The following is a 15,123-nucleotide window of genomic DNA, read 5'->3' on the forward strand; positions in this document are numbered from 1 at the left end:
TCTACTCCCCCGCCGTGAAGATCGGGCCCGTGCCGTCGGCGAGCAGTGCCGGGACCGCTTGAGCCGCGTGCACGGTGGTCCGCCGCTCGGGTGTCCACGAGTCGTCGCGGCCGAGCTGCGTCTCGGCGTCGGCGGCGTCGTTGTGGGCGCCGAGCAGGTCGACCTTCCGGCCGTTGATGACGTTGCCGTCCGTGAAGACGACGTCGCCGCGCCAGTTCTTGAGCACGGTGGCGGCGTCGGCGTCGCCGGTGATCGCGTTGTCCGTGGCGTGCAGGTGCGATTCCGCCCCGACTCCGAAGAGGTAGCTGTAGGCGACCGGGGAGTCGTCGGTGGTGACGAAGTGGTTGTTGTAGACGTCCACCTGACCGTAGCGGACGCGCGGGGCGCGCTGGCCGATGTCCTTGAAGACGTTGTGGTGGAGAGTGACCTTGAGGTTGCCGGGGTCCCCGCGGGTCGGCGAGTCCGTGGAGCCGATGAGCATCAGCTTGTCGTGGTCCTCGAAGCGGTTGTAGGACATAGTCACGTAGGTGGAGCCGTTGGTGACGTCGACCGCGCCGTCGTGCACCTGGTAGGTGCGGCCGAAGTACTCGGGCAGCTCGTCGTCGAAGTTCGGGGCGTCGGTGAACGTGTTGTGGTCCAGCCAGACGTTCTCGGTGCCGTTGATGATCTGCAGCAGGTCGTACTCGCTGTTCCAGTTGCCGGAGTCGCCGTCGGTCGGGTCCCAGGCGGGGAAGCAGTCGCGGGAGTCGCTGATGGTCAGATTGCGGATGATCACGTTCTGCTCGCCGCTGGCCCGCAGCGCGGCGCCGGTGATGCCGGCGTCCGCGTCGGCGCCGACGATCGTGGTGTTCGACGGGATGTCCCAGCGAATCCAGTTCTTCTGGTTCTCGGCCGCGGCGTCGCGGGCCTCCTCGAGCGCGCCGTGCGGCTCCTGATCCCACCCCCAGTTCTCGGGCGAGTACGCCTCGAGGTACTGCTCGAAGTCGTAGCCGGTGCCCTCCGCGTAGGCGTCGCAGGACTGCGGCGTCCCGTCCGGGCCCTCGTTGCCGTCGATCACGCCGTGGACCCGGATGATCTTCGGGGCGTCGCCCGCCTCGGCGAAGGCGGCGAGCAGCCCGGCGCGGGAGTCGACGTCGTAGACGTGCTCGTCGGCGGCGGCGGCGCCGCCCGTGGTGCCGGCGCCGGCTGATCCCCACCCGTCGTTTCCGCCCAGCGTCTGGCGTTCGAGGGCGGCTCCGGCGGTCTGGCCCTGCGCGGCCGCCTGGCCGTCGGGCGCCGCGCCCGCCGGGCCGGCCGCGACGGTGGCGGCGATGAGGGCGGCCGACAGCGTCGTCGCCACCAGTCCAGCCGTTCGAATGCTCCTGTTGGTTCGCATGCTCACTTCTTCCATCGTTGGAATCCTCATGGACGGCGATCAGCGCGCATCGCGCGGAGCCCCGCATCGCCCGCCCCACCGGACGCGACGGGCTGTGATTCAGATCACGACTGATCGATGTTCAGGAAGCTATCAGCAAGCGCATTCCCGCAGACAGGGGTAATGCACCTTCAGCAAGGCACGAGTCCCTCAGGGTTGCCCGCGCCTTCCGGGGCCGACCCGCCCCGGAGGGGTCAGGCGAGCGCGATCCGCTCGACGAACAGGACGACGCCGATCGCGACCATCGCGGCACCGGACAGACGGGAGACGACCCGCGCCGCCGCCGGGCGCGCGCCCAGGACGCGGCGGGCCGCGAGCCCGACCGAGGCGTAGACGGCGGCGCAGCTGACCAGGTGCACGACCCCGAGGGCGCCGATCTGCCCGGCGACAGGCCACGCGCCGGCCGCGTCGGTGAACTGCGGCAGCAGGGCCACGAAGAGGAGGAACACCTTGGGGTTCAGGCCGCTGATCCCCGCGCCCTTGAGGAACTGGCGCGGGACGCCGGCACCGCCGGCCGGAAGCCCGGCAGGAGCCGCCCCCAGCGACGGGACGGCCGGGCGCGCGATCGTGCCGACCCCGAGCCAGACGAGGTAGGCGCAGCCGGCGGCCGTGAGGGTCGTCAGCGCCCACGGGTGAGCGGCCAGCAGCGCCCCGACACCCGCGGCGACGAGCCCGACCACGAGCAGGTGCCCCGAGAGCAGACCGCCCACCGCGGGCGCGACCGACCGGTGGCGGATGCCCGCGCTCATCGCATACGCCCAGTCGGCGCCGGGCGTGACGACGAAGAGCGCCGACACCATCCAGAACGCGACAACAGTCTGAGCCTCCAACGAACCCGCCCCTCTCCGGGCCGCCCCGTGCGGCCCACTGAGGAGACTAGGCGGGAACGGCCCGAAGGTGTTCTCAACTTCTGCTGCGAAATCCCGGCTTCTGGGGGATAATTTTGCACATGGACCGCATCGACCGGAAAATTCTTGCCGAGCTGCAGCGCGATGGGCGATTAACCATCACCGAGCTGGCGGAGCGCGTCCAGCTCAGCGTCTCGCCGTGCCACCGCCGACTGCGGGCCCTGGAGCGCTCCGGGGCCATCGCCGGGTACCGCGCCCACCTGGACGCGTCCGTCCTGGGGCTCACGTTCGACGCGCTGGTGTTCGTCAACATGAGCACCACGGCTCGGGAGAGGATCGAGGCGTTCGAACAGGCTGTGGCGGAGATCGAGTACGTCGTCCAGGCGCAGCGGCTCTTCGGCAGCCCGGACTACCTGCTGCGCGTCGTCGCGGCGGACCTGCCGCACTTCCAGCGACTCTACGACGACGAGCTCACGAGGCTTCCCGGGGTGCAGAACCTCAGCTCGACACTCGTCATGAAGAGCGTCGTCGAGCAGCGCGACCTGCCGCTCGACGGGGTGAAGCGCTAGTCCTCGACCCACTCCAGGATGTCGCCGGGCTGGCATTCGAGGACCCGGCAGATGGCCTCCAGGGTGCTGAAGCGGATAGCCTTGGCGCGCCCGTTCTTGAGCACCGCGACGTTGGCCGGGGTCAGACCGACCCGCTCGGCGAATTCCCCGACGCCCATCTTCCGCTTGGCGAGTTCGACGTCGATCCGCACGACGATGGCCATCAGATGACCCCTTCCATGTCGGCACGGAGCGTGGTGGCCTGGCGCAGCAGCGCGCGCATCACGACGACCAGCAGGAAGACGACGACCCCGGCGAGTGCCAGGATGCCGATGATCAGCACCACGCCCGGCGGGATGTCGGCGTCCGTGAACCTGGCGAGGTAGCCCATCACCGCCGCGAAGCCGCACCACAGCACGAGGGCGGCACCCAGGGCCCACAGGATGCCGTCGACCCACCGGAAGGCGTCCTCGGTGAAGATGCTGCCGGCCCGCACCATCGACAGCAGCCGCCACGTGCAGAACGCGATGACCTGGATGCACGCGGCGCCGACGACCACGAGCACGGGGATCGGCAGGGAGCCGTCATTCTGGGCCGCCTCGTGCAGGAATGTCGCGACCATCAGGACCTGGACGGCCAGGAGACCGGCGAACAGGAGAGCCAGCAGTAAGCGCAGCGGCGTGACGATTCGATCGACTTTCATCATGCAACCGATTCTCGATCATTACCTATCGAAAGTCAATAGGTATTGCGCGTGCACCAGGATGCGCCGCCCGCTTGCCGCGCCGCCAGACCGATTGAGCCTGAGGTACAGACGTGAGCCTGAGAACCAGACACCCCCTGGGTCATCTACCCAGGCTTTTTCGCGCGCTGGGCGGCGGGGCGAGCCGGGGCCGCAGTGCACCCCGCCGGAGACGCGAAAAGCCCGGCCCCCGCGCGGGGACCGGGCCGTCCGGATCGGGCTACTGGTAGACGTGCGGTGCCAGCGTGCCGATGAAGTCCAGGTTCCGGTACTTCTCGGAGAAGTCCAAGCCGTAGCCGACCACGAACTCGTTCGGGCAGTCGAACCCGACGTACTTCACGTCGATCTCGACCTTCGCGGCCTCCGGCTTGCGCAGCAGGGTGCAGATCTCGACCGAGGCCGGGCCGCGGGAGATCAGGTTGGACTTCAGCCAGGACAGGGTCAGGCCGGAGTCGATGATGTCCTCGACGATCAGGACGTGCTTGCCCATGAGGTCGGTGTCGAGGTCCTTCAGGATGCGGACCACGCCGGAGCTGGTGGTGCCGGACCCGTAGGAGGACACGGCCATCCAGTCCATGTTCACGTGCGAGTGCAGCGCGCGCGCCAGGTCGGCCATGACCATGACGGCACCCTTGAGGACGCCGACGACCAGGATGTCGCGCCCCTCGTAGTCCCGGTCGATCTGGACGGCCAGCTCGGCGATCTTGTCCTGAATCTGTTCCTTGGTGTAGAGCACGTGTGCCAGATCGGCGCTGACGTCGTTCGAATCCACGAAAGGGGCTCCTGAAGTATCGGGTGTCTGCGCCGGTCACGGGACGCAGTTGACGGCTACAGGACCTAGGTTACCCCTCGATGAATTACCGCGCCGCCCGCAGCAGCAGAATCGGGCCGACGTGGCCATGATCACGCCCGTCGCGCACCCGCCGCGCGGCCACGTGCCCGGCCAGCTGGACGGGGCCGGCCGATCCTCCGGCGGAGGCCAGCTGCTCGAGCGCCAGCGTCCGCTCGTACGTCGGCGCCTCGCCCCCGGCGGCCAGGGCCGCGCGCCGCAGCACGCGCCGCCTGAGCGGTTCGGGCAGCGCCCGCACGGCGTTCAACCGCAGCACGACGTCGCCGCCCTCCTGCCGCACGAGGGCGTCCGCGTACGCCTCGCCCGCCTGCGCGTCGAGGTAGTCGGCGTCCGCGGAGGCGAGGGCGGCGGTCCGCGCCAGGGAGGCCGCCAGGCCGGGCCCCAGCTGGTCCTCGAGCGCCGGGAGCACGTCGAGCCGGACCCGGTTGCGCAGCGCGTCGCGTTCGGCGTTCGTGGGGTCGTTCCAGACCTCGATCGACTCGTGGGCGCACACGAACTCCGTGTCGGCCCGCCACAGCCCCTCGGCCCGCGCCCCGGACCCGCTCGTGCCGAGGAAGGGCCGCAGGATGCGCCCGCGGGCCGGCGGGATCCCGGCCACGGAGCGCGTCCCGGACCCGCGGGCCAGCCCCAGCAGGACCTGTTCGGCCTGGTCGGAGAGCGTGTGCCCGGTGAGGATCGCCACGGGCCGGCCGGCCTGCTCCTGCAGGGCCGCCGCCTGCCGCTCGAGCACCCGGTAGCGGGCGTGCCGGGCCTGCTCCTCGGTGCCGGGTTCCGGCACGTCCACCGGCACGACGGCGGCGGCCAGCCCCCTGGCGCGCAGCTGTCCGGCGGCGGCGGCCGCGGCATCGGCGCTGCCGGGCTGCAGTCCGTGGTCGACGACGACGGCCGAGGCCTCGAAGTGCGACGTGCCCGCGAGGAACGCGGCCGTCGCGGCGAGCGCCATCGAGTCCGCCCCGCCGCTCGCGGCGACCAGCACGTGCGGCGCGGGGACCGGCGCGAGCCGGGCGGCGTCGTCGTGCGCGGGGAGGGTGAGGGCCGCGCCGGGGCAGCCGGCCTCGCGCCAGGCGGAGACGGCGGCGAGGACGGCGTGCCGGGCGCCGGCGAGGACCGGCGGGAGCCTGCCGCCCATCAGGCGCCCATGCGCTCGACCCACTCGGACGGGTGGTGCAGCTCCCGCTCGGTGGGCAGGTGCTCGGGGCGCTCCCAGACCCGGTTGAAGCCCTCGAGGCCGACCTCCTTCACGACCGCGGAGACGAAGCGCTGCCCGTCGGCGTACTGGCGCATCTTGGCGTCGAGGCCGAGGAGCCTGCGCAGCCAGTTCTCGATCGGCCCGCGGTCCGCGCCGCGGGCAGCGAAGCGCTGGCGGATGGTCTTCACGGTCGGGACGATCGAGGCGTCGACGCCGTCCATCACGACGTTCGCGTGGCCCTCGAGCAGGCTCATCACGGCCGTCAGGTGGCTCATGACCGCCTTGTCGTCCTCGTCCTGCAGCAGCGTGGACAGCGACGCCTTCCCGCTCGCCAGCTGGCCGACCCGGTCGCTGAACGACTCGGCCTTCGACAGCATGCCCTCGACCAGCTCGGCGATGCTCTCCAGCAGGTGGTCGCGCAGCCAGGGCGCGGCGGCGAACTGCACGCGGTGCGTCTGCTCGTGCAGGCAGACCCAGAGGCGGAAGTCGGCGGGGTCCACGTTGAGCTCGCGCTCGACCTCGACGATGTTGGGCGCGACCAGCAGGAGCCGGCCGGCCGCGGGGATGTGCGGGCGCTTCAGCGGCGCGAACGGGTCGTACTGGCCGAGGACCTTGGACCCCAGGAAGGAGAGGATGGCGCCCATCTCGGCCGCCGTCACGCGGGACCCGATCTCCATCGACGCGCCGGAGAGCTTGTCGACGTGCTTGGCGGCCGCGGCGCGCAGCGGGGCGTCGATCATGGCCTCGAAGCTGTGCACGTTGGCGCGGGCCCAGGCGGCGCGGTCGACGATCAGGACCTCGGAGTCGCGCAGGTCGCGGGCGGCCTCGAGGCCGGAGATCTGGTGGACGTGCGCCACGGAGGCCTCGGCGTGGACGCGCAGGTCGGCGACGACGGCCTGAACCTCCGCGCCGGTGAGCTTGGGCCCGGGCGTGCTGAGCGTCGCGGCGGTCTTGGCGGCGAGCTCGAAGTCGATCAGCCGGGCCGGTGCCTTGTCCGTATCCTGGCCGGCCTGCGGGGCGGGTGCCTGCGAAGTGTCCATGGGCCTATCGAATCACGAACCACCCCGATTTTCCCTGAGAATCGGCCCCGGATACTGCACCGACGGCTCGAACGAGCCGACCATGGCCTGCAGGACGGCGGCCAGCTCGGACTCGGCCGCCTCCCCGCCCTGCTCGGCGTCGTCCAGGCGGATGGAGGCGTAGACCAGGGCGCGCGAATCCGGTCCGGCGGCCAGGTCCCACACCTCCAGGGAGGCCGGATCCGTGCCGGCCGGGGCCGAGACCTGGTCGATCAGCAGTTGCGGCCCCGACCCGGCCTCCACCAGTAGGGTGCGGACGTAGCGGACCTCCTCGGACACCGGGGAGGCCTCCAGCTCGGTGATCTCCAGCGTCTCCACGAGCTCCGCCGACTCCGGCGTCGGCGACTGGTTGACGGCGACGAATCCACCGACAGGTTCGCCGGACCCGTCCCGGATGTCCAGGCGGTCCACCGCGCCGTCGCCGACGCCTTGGCCCCGGTTCTCCACCGTGAAGGACGCCGGCACCGCGAACGACTCGTAGACCTGTGTGGGGCAGGCCTTCCACCCCTCCGTGAGCTGCCGCGTGCTCTGGATCGCGACGGCGGTGCGCTCCTCCGCCGCGTCGGTGGTCTCCGGCAGGTCGTCCCCGTCCACGGCCCGAACGCAGGCGGCGTGGAAGACCTCCCCGACCGCGCGCGGTCCGCCCTCGTAGGCGCTCGATTCCAGGTCGGCGGACGGCAGATCCCCGGCGTCGTCCCAGGCCGGCGGCGTCTCCGACGGGGTCGGCCCGGCCGTCGAGGGTGCGCCCGCGTCCGACGACTGCGCGGCCTGCCCCGTGGGCGGAGCGTCGCCGCCGGGTCCGCTGCAGCCCGCCAGGGCCAACAACAGGGCTCCGGCGGCAGCGCAGAAGGCCCGCGGTCGGGTGCGCCGGCGGCTGGGGCGGGCGGTCATGGCCGGTCGATCATGCGTCGATGTCTCCACGAAGCCGAGGCTACCCGTTCCTGCCCCGACGTCACCGCAGGAGGCCGTCGGGGCCGCGGACGGCGTCCAGTTGAGGGCGGAACCGCGCTGCCCTACAGCCCCGCGAGCGCGGCCGCGGCGTCGTCGAGCACGTCGCGCGCGCCGGTCAGGCTGCCCGGGACGTCCCGGGCGAAGAAGGAGAAGGCGAGCAGCTGCCCGTCGCCGGTCACGGCGTACCCGGTCAGCGTCGCGACGCCGGCGAGCGTGCCGGTCTTCGCGCGCACCTTCCCGCGCGTCGCGTCCGACTCCAGCCGGGAGGCGAGCGTGCCGGTCGCCCCCGCGATCGGGAGCATGTAGGGCACGTCGCGCAGGTCGGCGCTGGCGGACACGGAGGCCGCCGAGAGGATCGACGCCAGCTGCTCGGGCGAGATCGCGTTCGCCGCGGCGAGGCCGGACGCATCGACGATGCGCAGCCCGTCCGTGGTGACGCCCATGCGCTCCACGGCCGCGGTCATGGCCGCGGCGACGCCGCCGAAGCTGGCGGGCTGGCCGGACTCGAGCGCGACGAGCCGGCCCAGCGTCTCGGCCACGTAGTTCTCCGAATCCTCCGCCATCACTCGGACCATCTCGCCGATGGTCGGCGAGTCGAGCCGCGCGATCCGCTCGGCGTCCTCGCCCCGCTGCCCGCGCACGACGTCGTCGCCCAGGCTCGCGCCCGTCCCGTCGAGTTCCGCGGCCAGCGCCTGGTGGAACTCGAGGGCCGCGGTCATCGCCGGGTCGGAGGCCCGCGGCGCTCCCTTCTCCTCGCCCGTGCGGGCGGCGTGCATCGCGATCGGCATCACCGGGGCGATGTTATCGGTAGTCACCAGCGAGTCGTCCCAGTGCGGGCTGAGCGTGCTGCCGGCGAACAGCGTGTCGTCCAGCACCAGGTCCAGCACGCGCTCGTCGTCCGCCCCCGGCTCCCCGGCGAGCGCCTCGGCGGTGTCGGCGGCCAGCTCGGCGAGGCGCGCTTCCGTCAGCAGGACGTCGCCGCCGCCCACCAGCACGACGGCGTCGCCGTCCACGTACACGTCCGTCGCCCGCCGCGTGTCCTCGCCGAGCACGCTGAGCGCGGCCGCCGCGGTGACGGTCTTCAGGCTGGAGGCCGGCACCCCGGCGTCGTCCCCGTTCCGGGAGTAGACGACGTCACCGGAGGTGACGTCGACGACCGCGCCGGAGAGGCGGCCGGCGGCGGCCGGGGCGTCGGCGAGGACGGGGTCGAGGACGCCGGCGGCCTCGCCGCGCGCGACCGGTTCGGCGGCCGGCTGCTCCGCGGGCTGCGCGGGCGCGACGGAGGGCAGCGAGGCCTGCTCCGCGAGCGGGGTGGTGCGCGTGAAGACGGCGGGGGCCAGCGGCAGGAAGCTGACGGCGATGAGCCCGGCGATGATCAGCACCAGCAGAACCGCGGTGGCGGCCTCGAAGACGCGTCGCATGGGCACCTCGATCGCATGTCGGCGGTAGATTCTGTGGTGGATGCGGCCGTGCGATATACGCTGGCTGCAGCACTGACTAAACACTAGTGCCCGCACCTGGCGCACGCCGGCAGGCCCCGCAGGGCGCGCACACATTGCAAGGAGACTCCTTTGAGCCACGACGTCACCATCGAGATTCCGACCGGATCGCGCGTCAAGTACGAGATCGACCACGAGACCCACCGCCTGCGCCTGGACCGCGTGCTGTTCACCCCGATGCAGTACCCGACCCACTACGGCTACTTCGAGGACACCCTGGGCGAGGACGGCGACCCGCTGGACGCCATGGTGTGGATCCCCGGCGTCGACCTGATCCCGGGCGTCGTGGTGGAGTCGCGCCCGATCGGCGTGTTCAACATGACGGACGACGGCGGCGGCGACGCCAAGCTGCTGTGCGTGGCCGACGACAAGCGCTTCGACCACATCAAGGAGCTCGAGGACGTCGACGAGTGGCTGTTGAAGGAGATCGAGCACTTCTTCACCCGCTACAAGGACCTGGAGCCGGGCAAGTGGGTCAAGGCCGAGGGCTGGGAGGGCCGCGAGGCCGCCGAGGCCGAGCTGGCGGCGTCGATCGAGCGCTTCAAGGGCTGAGACCACCCGACACCGCTACGCCCCGCGGGTAGTTGTCGTTCAGACCGGATCTGGACGACAACGTCCCGCGGGGCGTTCGCGCGTCCTGCTCCGGCACGGCCGCCCTGTGCCGCCCTACGCCCCGCCACTGGTCCGGGAGGCGATGAATCTGGCCGCATCCTCGGCGATCAATCGCAGCTCTTCGGCAGGGTCCGCGCCGTCGAGAATGAAGGCCAGGCTCTCTTCGTCCGTGTAGTAGCGCCGGATGACCTCTTCCAGAGTCTGCGCATCGGCATGAACCATGTCGCACGCTCGGGCCAATGCCAGCACGTCGTCCGCGTCCTTGGCCCGCTGCGCGACGAGCTTCGTTGCGAAGAGGAACTCGTCGGACGGCTCGTGCACAGTGAGTCCCGGTTCGCGCGGAGGGTCCTCTACGCCTTGCGGCAGCGGAGGCATCCACATCCTCGCGCTCCCGTTGAGCCACCGCGGCGACAGACCGTGATCGTGGGCGATCTCTTGTGCAATCTCATAGGCCTCGGATGTCCGCGTCAGCCCGTCGATGTCCTCGGTAACGCCACCCGGCCGGAGCCCCCGCCCGATCAGCGCGGCACCTCCTACGAGGAAGAGTGCGGCACTCGAACCGCGGGCGCGAAGCCGCTCGTCGAGTTCGCCCAACAACGCGTCGATGTCGTCACCGCTGAGCCAGAATGCGGAGCTCATGCCGTCACCAGATCCTTTGCGGGCACGAAGATGCCACGTGCCGCGAGCCATTCCGGAGTCTGCCGTCGGACCCTGTCCGGGGACATGAACGGATGGTCGGGCATCCAGGCCTGGGCCAGACGAGTCCGCTCTGTCCACAAGGGCGGGTGTTGCCCGGCGGATGCGAACTCATGCTCAGCAAGAGCCGCCAACAGTGCATCCCATCGGCGATCGCCGCAGGATTCGGGGCGGGCCTCCCAAGCCGTCCCATCTCCGGATTCGAGCAGGAACCTCAGATGGTCCCTCCCCTGCAAGAGCATGCGCCACGCGTCTGGCTCCGTCCTGCTCCGAAGAGGCTCACGAATCGCTCGCGCCGTGTCCGGGGCCGTCATGAGACCTCGACGCCCGGCGTCGGCAATGGCCTCGGCGAGGATCTCGGCCCTCAGGTAGGTAGCCGCCGACGGGCTGACCTCGCCGGAGACGTAGGTCGAGAAGCGCGCAGGAGAAGTCCCCAGGGCATGGGCGAAGGACCCCTGTGACAGTCCGCTCTTCTCGACGGACCGCCGCAGCCCTTCGGCCACGACCCGGTTGACATCCATCCACCCATGTTATCGGATCCGATCATTCGCTGGAAGACGCAGCGCCGATCCGCACGGGGCGCCCCGGGGCCACCAACCCATACCGGGCGCGCATCGAGTGATGCCGGTTCGCTCGGTTGTGACGCGGTCGATAGCGGGAATCGGCCGCGCGCAGTTTAATGAGCACAATGCCCGACAGCTCCCGCCCCCGCCTCCTTCCGATGACCCCGAGGCAGCAGCTGCGCGCACCCCGGAAGGCCCGCCGGCTCACCCACCTGGTGCTCGGCCTCCTCATCCTCGGCGTGGGCGTCGGCCTGTTCGTGCGGGCCGGCCTGGGCCTGTCCCCGTGGGACGTGCTCCACCAGGGCATCAGCACCCGGCTGCCGCTGAGCTTCGGCACCGTGATCGTGCTGCTCGGCCTGACCATCCTCCTGCTGTGGATCCCGATGAAGCAGTGGCCCGGCCTCGGCACCGTGGCCAACACGTTCGCGGTCGGCCCCGTGGCCGACCTGACCATCTCCGTCATGCCGGAGATCCACGGCATCGGCTGGCAGCTGGCGGCCATGGCCGCGGCGACCGTGCTCGCCGCCCTCGGCACCGGGCTCTACATCGGGGCGCAGTTCAGCGGCGGCCCGCGCGACGGACTCATGACCGGGCTGCACTTCAAGACCGGCCTCAGCGTGCGGCTCATCCGCACGGTCATGGAGCTCACGGCGCTCGGCGCGGGCTGGCTCCTCGGCGGCGTGGTCGGGATCGGGACGGCCGTGTTCGCGCTGTCGGTCGGCCCGCTGACCCAGTTCTTCTTCCGCTACACGGTCGTCGACATCGAGCGCCGCTGACCGCTCCGGCCCGACCCAGGGCGCCCGGCCGGCGCACCGCCGACGACGTCGTCCCACGCCTGCGCGATCCGCGGCAGCGCCCACTCGAGCTCGTGGCCGGCCTGCGCGAACGGCACGCGCATCCAGTGCTCCAGGCCGTGGTCCTCGACGGCGAACGCCGAGCCGGGCGCCATCAGCACTCCGCGCCGCTCCGCCGCAGCGGCCAACGCCGTCGACACCGGGCGCGGCAGCTCGAACCAGAGCGAGAGCCCGCCGCCCGGCCGGCGCGCCGTCCAGCCCGGCAGCAGTTCGGCGGTGCGCTCCAGCACGGCATCGCGGGTGGCCCGCAGCCGCTCCCGCGTCTCCGGCGCGAGCCCGGACCCGCGTTCCATGAGCCGGGCGAGCACCAGCTGGTCCAGCACGGGCGCCCCCAGGTCCAGCGTCATCCGCATCCGGGCCAGGCCGCCGGCCAGTGCGTGCGGGGCGCGGATCCAGCCGAGGCGCAGCCCGCCCCAGTGCGACTTGCTGGCGCTGCCGATCGTCACGATGTCGTTCGAGAACGCCGCCATCGGCAGCACGTCCGGCTCCTCGTCGAGCCACATGCGCGCGCAGGTCTCGTCGACGATCCCGGTGGCCCCGGCGCGCTTGAGCTCGCCGGCCCACCGCTCGCGCACCTCGTCGGGGGCGAGCGTGCCCACGGGGTTGTGGAAGTCCGGCAGGCACAGCATGGCCCGCGCCCCGCTGGAGCGCAGGGCCCCGGCGACGGCGTCCACGTCGGTCCCGTCGGAGCCGATCGGCACGGACGCGACGCGCACCCCGTGGTGGCGCAGCGAGGTGACGCTGTTGGGGTACGTGGGGCTCTCTGCGAGCGCGACGGCGCCCGGCTTCAGCAGCAGCCGCGCGGTCGCGGCGACGCCGGCCAGGGCGCCGGACGTGACGAGGATCTGCTCGGGGTCGGTGGGCACGCCGCGGCGGGTGTAGTCCGCGGCGACCGCCTCGCGGAGGGCCGGGACGCCGAGCGGGAAGTAGCCCATGCCGTTGATGTAGGCGGGCAGCTCGTCGAGGGCCTCCTGGTAGACGTCGGCCAGTCCGAGAGGGGCCGACGGGGCGGCGCAGGTGAGGTCGACGGCGGTGGGCTCGCCGCCGTCGTCGTACGCGCCGGAGGTGCCCCCGCGGGGGCCGAAGCCGCCGAGCGGCAGGGGCTCGCCGCCGCCGGCGACGGGCCCGCCGGGGACCTGCGCGATGGTCCCGGCGCCGACGTGGGCGCTGGCGTAGCCGCGGTCGCGCAGCTCGGCATAGGCCCGGGAGACGGTGGTCCGGCTGAGGCCCAGGGCGTCGACGAGCTGGCGTTCGCTCGGCAGGGCGGTGCCGTGGATGACGCGGCCGTTGGCGATGAGCTGGCGGATGGACTCGGCCAGCCAGGAGTAGGCGGGGCGCGCGGTGTCGGGCGCCCCGAGCATGGCGGCGAGGCGCGCGCCGCCGAGGCGGCGGGCCGGTGTGACGGTGCTCATGGAGCCATTCTCGCGCAATTGGCTATTTTTTCAAGGTCCAATCGGGTGCAGGCTGGAGGCATGGCACAGACATCGCACCCGAAGCTTCTCCCGCTGACGCCCCTGCAGCAGCTGCGCGCCGGCCGCCTGCCGGTCCGGCTGACGAACCTGTTCGTCGGCCTCACGCTCTTCGGCGTCGCCATGGCCGTGTTCATCCGCGCCGGCCTGGGCCAGGCCCCGTGGGACGTGCTGCACTACGGGCTGAGCACGCGGGTGCCCCTGAGCATCGGCACGATCATCATCCTGGTCGGCCTGCTGGTGCTGCTGTTCTGGATCCCGCTCAAGCAGTGGCCGGGCCTCGGGACCGTCGCCAACGCCGTGTGGATCGGCGTCGCCGCGGACGCGACCCTGTGACTGCTCCCGCCGATCGAGGGGCTCGGCTGGCAGATCGCGGCGATCGCCGCCGCGCTGGTGGTCAACGGGATCGGCGGGGCGCTCTACATCGGCAGCCAGTTCGGCCCGGGGCCGCGCGACGGCCTCATGACCGGCGTCCATCTGCGGACCGGGATCAGCATGCGCCTGGTCCGGACGGTGGTGGAGGTGACGGTCCTGGCGATCGGCTGGCTGCTCGGCGGGATCTTCGGCGTCGGGACCGTGGCCTACGCGCTCCTGATCGGCCCGCTCACGCAGTTCTTCCTGCGCTGGATGGTCGTGGACCTCACCCCCGCCCGGCCCGCGACGGGTCAGGTTCCCGTTGTGGAGCCGGCGCGTTAGCCTGAGGCATGACCGAATTCCGGATCAAGCGCGTCTACGACGCGCACGAGGAGTCGGACGGGCTGCGCATCCTCGTGGACCGGCTGTGGCCCCGCGGCGTCGCCAAGGACCGGTTGCACGGCGAGTGGCTCAAGGACGTGGCCCCGAGCCCGGAGCTGCGCACCGCGTGGCACCACGACCCGGACCGCTTCGAGGAGTTCGCCGCCGCCTACCGGTCCGAGCTGGAGGCCAACGAGGCGGTCGCGGAGCTGCGCGAGATGGCGGCGGAGCAGCCGGTCACCACGCTGCTCTTCGCGGCGCGGGACGAAGAGATCAACCAAGCCGCCGTCCTGCGCGACTTCCTGAACGAGGACAGCTGAACCGGCGGAGCGGCCCACCGGCTCGCCCCACGCGGTGAAATCGCGGATCGGCGGGGCCGAGGACCGCGGGCAGGGCGTCTGCCCGAGGTGCGCTACGCGGCCGCGATGTGCTGGACGACTCTGGCCGCGATCCCGGCAGCAAGGAGGAGAGCAGCCAAGAAGAGTGCTCTCCGCGGGAAACCTTTGAATCGCACCCAGCGAATGACGGCTCCGGCGGGGGTCAGGACCACGAACCCGGCGACCAGGAAGTAGACGGTCCTCCAGCCGGGCATCATCTCGTCGGAGAAGAAGAGGTACTCGATCGCGAACGCGGGGAGTGCGACGTAGATTCCGATCCCGGCCTGAGCCAGCATGTAGACCAGCGGAACCACCTCGTGCCTGATCATCAGCCGTGACAGGGGAACCTGGACGAGCATCGAGTAGGCGAGCAGGAGCGGAAGCGCCTGGGCCGCGACCCCGAAGGCCTCCCACACGGCCTCGAGGAACGTCAGCCTTCCGTCGTAGAAGCCGGTTCCCAGGGTCAGGAACAACGACCCGCCGTAGGACAGGATCGCGACAACCATCAGAATCGCCAGCCGGTCGAGACCTTTCGCCGCTTCGGTCCGCTGATCGGTCACTGCGCTACTCTCCGATCGGCGTCTTCGGGCCGACCACGTCGGGGAACGGCGCGCCAGGTTCCCCGAGATCGACCCCGAGGCGATCAAGGCGACGCCGTTTGCGAACCTACTACGGTCGTCCGGTCACGCCGAAATCG

At 71.6% G+C, this 15,123-nt stretch carries 17 protein-coding genes and 1 pseudogene; 5 read left to right on the top strand and 13 right to left on the bottom strand.

Annotation, left to right across the window (positions count from 1 at the left end; all coding sequences use genetic code 11):
• Position 1 precedes the first annotated feature (1 nt).
• Entirely contained in the window at positions 2-1,375 is a 1,374-nt protein-coding gene (locus tag IE069_RS12530) for a pectate lyase family protein (protein WP_189350905.1), read from the bottom strand.
• Between the two features lie 233 nt (positions 1,376-1,608).
• Positions 1,609-2,244: a LysE family translocator gene (locus IE069_RS12535; RefSeq protein ID WP_229791137.1), complete on the bottom strand. Its 636-nt coding sequence runs from the start codon at positions 2,242-2,244 to the stop codon at positions 1,609-1,611.
• Positions 2,245-2,363: 119 nt separating this feature from the next.
• Here IE069_RS12535 and IE069_RS12540 point away from each other — a divergent pair, with 119 nt between their 5' ends.
• Entirely contained in the window at positions 2,364-2,831 is a 468-nt protein-coding gene (locus IE069_RS12540; protein ID WP_189350906.1) for an Lrp/AsnC family transcriptional regulator, read from the top strand.
• Here IE069_RS12540 and IE069_RS12545 read toward each other — a convergent pair.
• The 7 genes from IE069_RS12545 to dacB all read right to left on the bottom strand — a co-directional run bounded on the left by IE069_RS12545 (position 2,828) and on the right by dacB (position 9,042).
• Positions 2,828-3,034, bottom strand: a complete 207-nt coding sequence (locus IE069_RS12545) for a helix-turn-helix domain-containing protein (RefSeq protein ID WP_189350907.1) — start codon at positions 3,032-3,034, stop codon at positions 2,828-2,830. The two genes, IE069_RS12540 and IE069_RS12545, sit on opposite strands and share 4 nt — an antisense overlap.
• On the bottom strand, positions 3,034-3,516 hold the full coding sequence (locus IE069_RS12550) for a DUF2975 domain-containing protein (RefSeq protein WP_189350908.1): 483 nt from the start codon (positions 3,514-3,516) through the stop codon (positions 3,034-3,036). Before IE069_RS12550 ends, IE069_RS12545 begins: the two co-directional genes overlap by 1 nt.
• A 256-nt stretch (positions 3,517-3,772) precedes the next feature.
• The gene (gene hpt / locus IE069_RS12555) at positions 3,773-4,324 is read right to left on the bottom strand and encodes a hypoxanthine phosphoribosyltransferase (RefSeq protein ID WP_189350909.1); all 552 of its coding nucleotides are present in this window, start codon (positions 4,322-4,324) and stop codon (positions 3,773-3,775) included.
• A gap of 85 nt (positions 4,325-4,409) precedes the next feature.
• Complete coding sequence (gene tilS / locus IE069_RS12560) at positions 4,410-5,531, bottom strand: tRNA lysidine(34) synthetase TilS (protein ID WP_189350910.1); 1,122 nt, start codon at positions 5,529-5,531, stop codon at positions 4,410-4,412.
• Entirely contained in the window at positions 5,531-6,631 is a 1,101-nt protein-coding gene (locus IE069_RS12565) for an Rv3626c family coenzyme F420 biosynthesis-associated protein (RefSeq protein WP_189350911.1), read from the bottom strand. The genes tilS and IE069_RS12565 overlap by 1 nt, the downstream gene beginning before the upstream one ends.
• A 12-nt stretch (positions 6,632-6,643) precedes the next feature.
• Positions 6,644-7,591: a hypothetical protein gene (locus IE069_RS12570; RefSeq protein WP_189350912.1), complete on the bottom strand. Its 948-nt coding sequence runs from the start codon at positions 7,589-7,591 to the stop codon at positions 6,644-6,646.
• 92 nt (positions 7,592-7,683) lie between these two features.
• Positions 7,684-9,042: a D-alanyl-D-alanine carboxypeptidase/D-alanyl-D-alanine endopeptidase gene (gene dacB / locus IE069_RS12575; protein WP_189350913.1), complete on the bottom strand. Its 1,359-nt coding sequence runs from the start codon at positions 9,040-9,042 to the stop codon at positions 7,684-7,686.
• 150 nt (positions 9,043-9,192) lie between these two features.
• On the opposite strand from dacB, the gene IE069_RS12580 reads away from it, so the two are divergent.
• On the top strand, positions 9,193-9,672 hold the full coding sequence (locus IE069_RS12580) for an inorganic diphosphatase (RefSeq protein WP_189350914.1): 480 nt from the start codon (positions 9,193-9,195) through the stop codon (positions 9,670-9,672).
• A gap of 114 nt (positions 9,673-9,786) precedes the next feature.
• Here the strand turns inward: IE069_RS12580 and IE069_RS12585 are convergent, their stop codons facing one another.
• The gene (locus tag IE069_RS12585; RefSeq protein ID WP_189350915.1) at positions 9,787-10,371 is read right to left on the bottom strand and encodes a hypothetical protein; all 585 of its coding nucleotides are present in this window, start codon (positions 10,369-10,371) and stop codon (positions 9,787-9,789) included.
• A complete protein-coding gene (locus tag IE069_RS12590; protein WP_189350916.1) occupies positions 10,368-10,949 on the bottom strand; it encodes a helix-turn-helix domain-containing protein in 582 nt (193 codons plus the stop codon). The genes IE069_RS12585 and IE069_RS12590 overlap by 4 nt, the downstream gene beginning before the upstream one ends.
• Before the next feature lie 167 nt (positions 10,950-11,116).
• On the opposite strand from IE069_RS12590, the gene yczE (IE069_RS12595) reads away from it, so the two are divergent.
• Positions 11,117-11,767, top strand: a complete 651-nt coding sequence (yczE, locus tag IE069_RS12595) for a membrane protein YczE (RefSeq protein ID WP_189350917.1) — start codon at positions 11,117-11,119, stop codon at positions 11,765-11,767.
• Here the strand turns inward: yczE (IE069_RS12595) and yczR are convergent.
• Positions 11,737-13,257 carry a MocR-like transcription factor YczR gene (yczR, locus tag IE069_RS12600; RefSeq protein ID WP_189350918.1) on the bottom strand — a complete coding sequence of 507 codons (1,521 nt, stop codon included), beginning with the start codon at positions 13,255-13,257 and terminating at the stop codon, positions 11,737-11,739. The two genes, yczE (IE069_RS12595) and yczR, sit on opposite strands and share 31 nt — an antisense overlap.
• 60 nt (positions 13,258-13,317) lie before the next feature.
• Here yczR and yczE (IE069_RS15820) point away from each other — a divergent pair.
• Both yczE (IE069_RS15820) and IE069_RS12610 read left to right on the top strand, forming a co-directional pair.
• Positions 13,318-14,010, top strand: a pseudogene (yczE, locus tag IE069_RS15820) (membrane protein YczE).
• An 8-nt stretch (positions 14,011-14,018) separates the two neighbouring features.
• Positions 14,019-14,369, top strand: a complete 351-nt coding sequence (locus IE069_RS12610; RefSeq protein ID WP_189350919.1) for a DUF488 domain-containing protein — start codon at positions 14,019-14,021, stop codon at positions 14,367-14,369.
• Positions 14,370-14,461: 92 nt separating this feature from the next.
• Here IE069_RS12610 and IE069_RS12615 read toward each other — a convergent pair whose 3' ends face one another.
• Positions 14,462-14,986: a hypothetical protein gene (locus IE069_RS12615; protein WP_189350920.1), complete on the bottom strand. Its 525-nt coding sequence runs from the start codon at positions 14,984-14,986 to the stop codon at positions 14,462-14,464.
• Positions 14,987-15,123 lie beyond the last annotated feature (137 nt).

This window comes from Zhihengliuella salsuginis (assembly GCF_014651715.1).
In the GTDB taxonomy this organism is placed as follows: Bacteria; Actinomycetota; Actinomycetes; order Actinomycetales; family Micrococcaceae; genus Zhihengliuella; species Zhihengliuella salsuginis.

Excerpts from the sequence above, each read along its gene's own strand:
- IE069_RS12610 (WP_189350919.1), top strand. The coding sequence starts at position 14,019 with ATGACCGAATTCCGGATCAAGCGCGTCTACGACGCGCACGAGGAGTCG.
- yczR (WP_189350918.1), bottom strand. The coding sequence starts at position 13,257 with ATGAGCACCGTCACACCGGCCCGCCGCCTCGGCGGCGCGCGCCTCGCC.
- IE069_RS12550 (WP_189350908.1), bottom strand. The coding sequence starts at position 3,516 with ATGATGAAAGTCGATCGAATCGTCACGCCGCTGCGCTTACTGCTGGCT.
- IE069_RS12530 (WP_189350905.1), bottom strand. The coding sequence starts at position 1,375 with ATGCGAACCAACAGGAGCATTCGAACGGCTGGACTGGTGGCGACGACG.
- IE069_RS12590 (WP_189350916.1), bottom strand. The coding sequence starts at position 10,949 with ATGGATGTCAACCGGGTCGTGGCCGAAGGGCTGCGGCGGTCCGTCGAG.
- IE069_RS12585 (WP_189350915.1), bottom strand. The coding sequence starts at position 10,371 with ATGAGCTCCGCATTCTGGCTCAGCGGTGACGACATCGACGCGTTGTTG.
- yczE (WP_189350917.1), top strand. The coding sequence starts at position 11,117 with ATGCCCGACAGCTCCCGCCCCCGCCTCCTTCCGATGACCCCGAGGCAG.
- dacB (WP_189350913.1), bottom strand. The coding sequence starts at position 9,042 with ATGCGACGCGTCTTCGAGGCCGCCACCGCGGTTCTGCTGGTGCTGATC.
- IE069_RS12540 (WP_189350906.1), top strand. The coding sequence starts at position 2,364 with ATGGACCGCATCGACCGGAAAATTCTTGCCGAGCTGCAGCGCGATGGG.
- IE069_RS12565 (WP_189350911.1), bottom strand. The coding sequence starts at position 6,631 with ATGGACACTTCGCAGGCACCCGCCCCGCAGGCCGGCCAGGATACGGAC.
- tilS (WP_189350910.1), bottom strand. The coding sequence starts at position 5,531 with ATGGGCGGCAGGCTCCCGCCGGTCCTCGCCGGCGCCCGGCACGCCGTC.
- IE069_RS12545 (WP_189350907.1), bottom strand. The coding sequence starts at position 3,034 with ATGGCCATCGTCGTGCGGATCGACGTCGAACTCGCCAAGCGGAAGATG.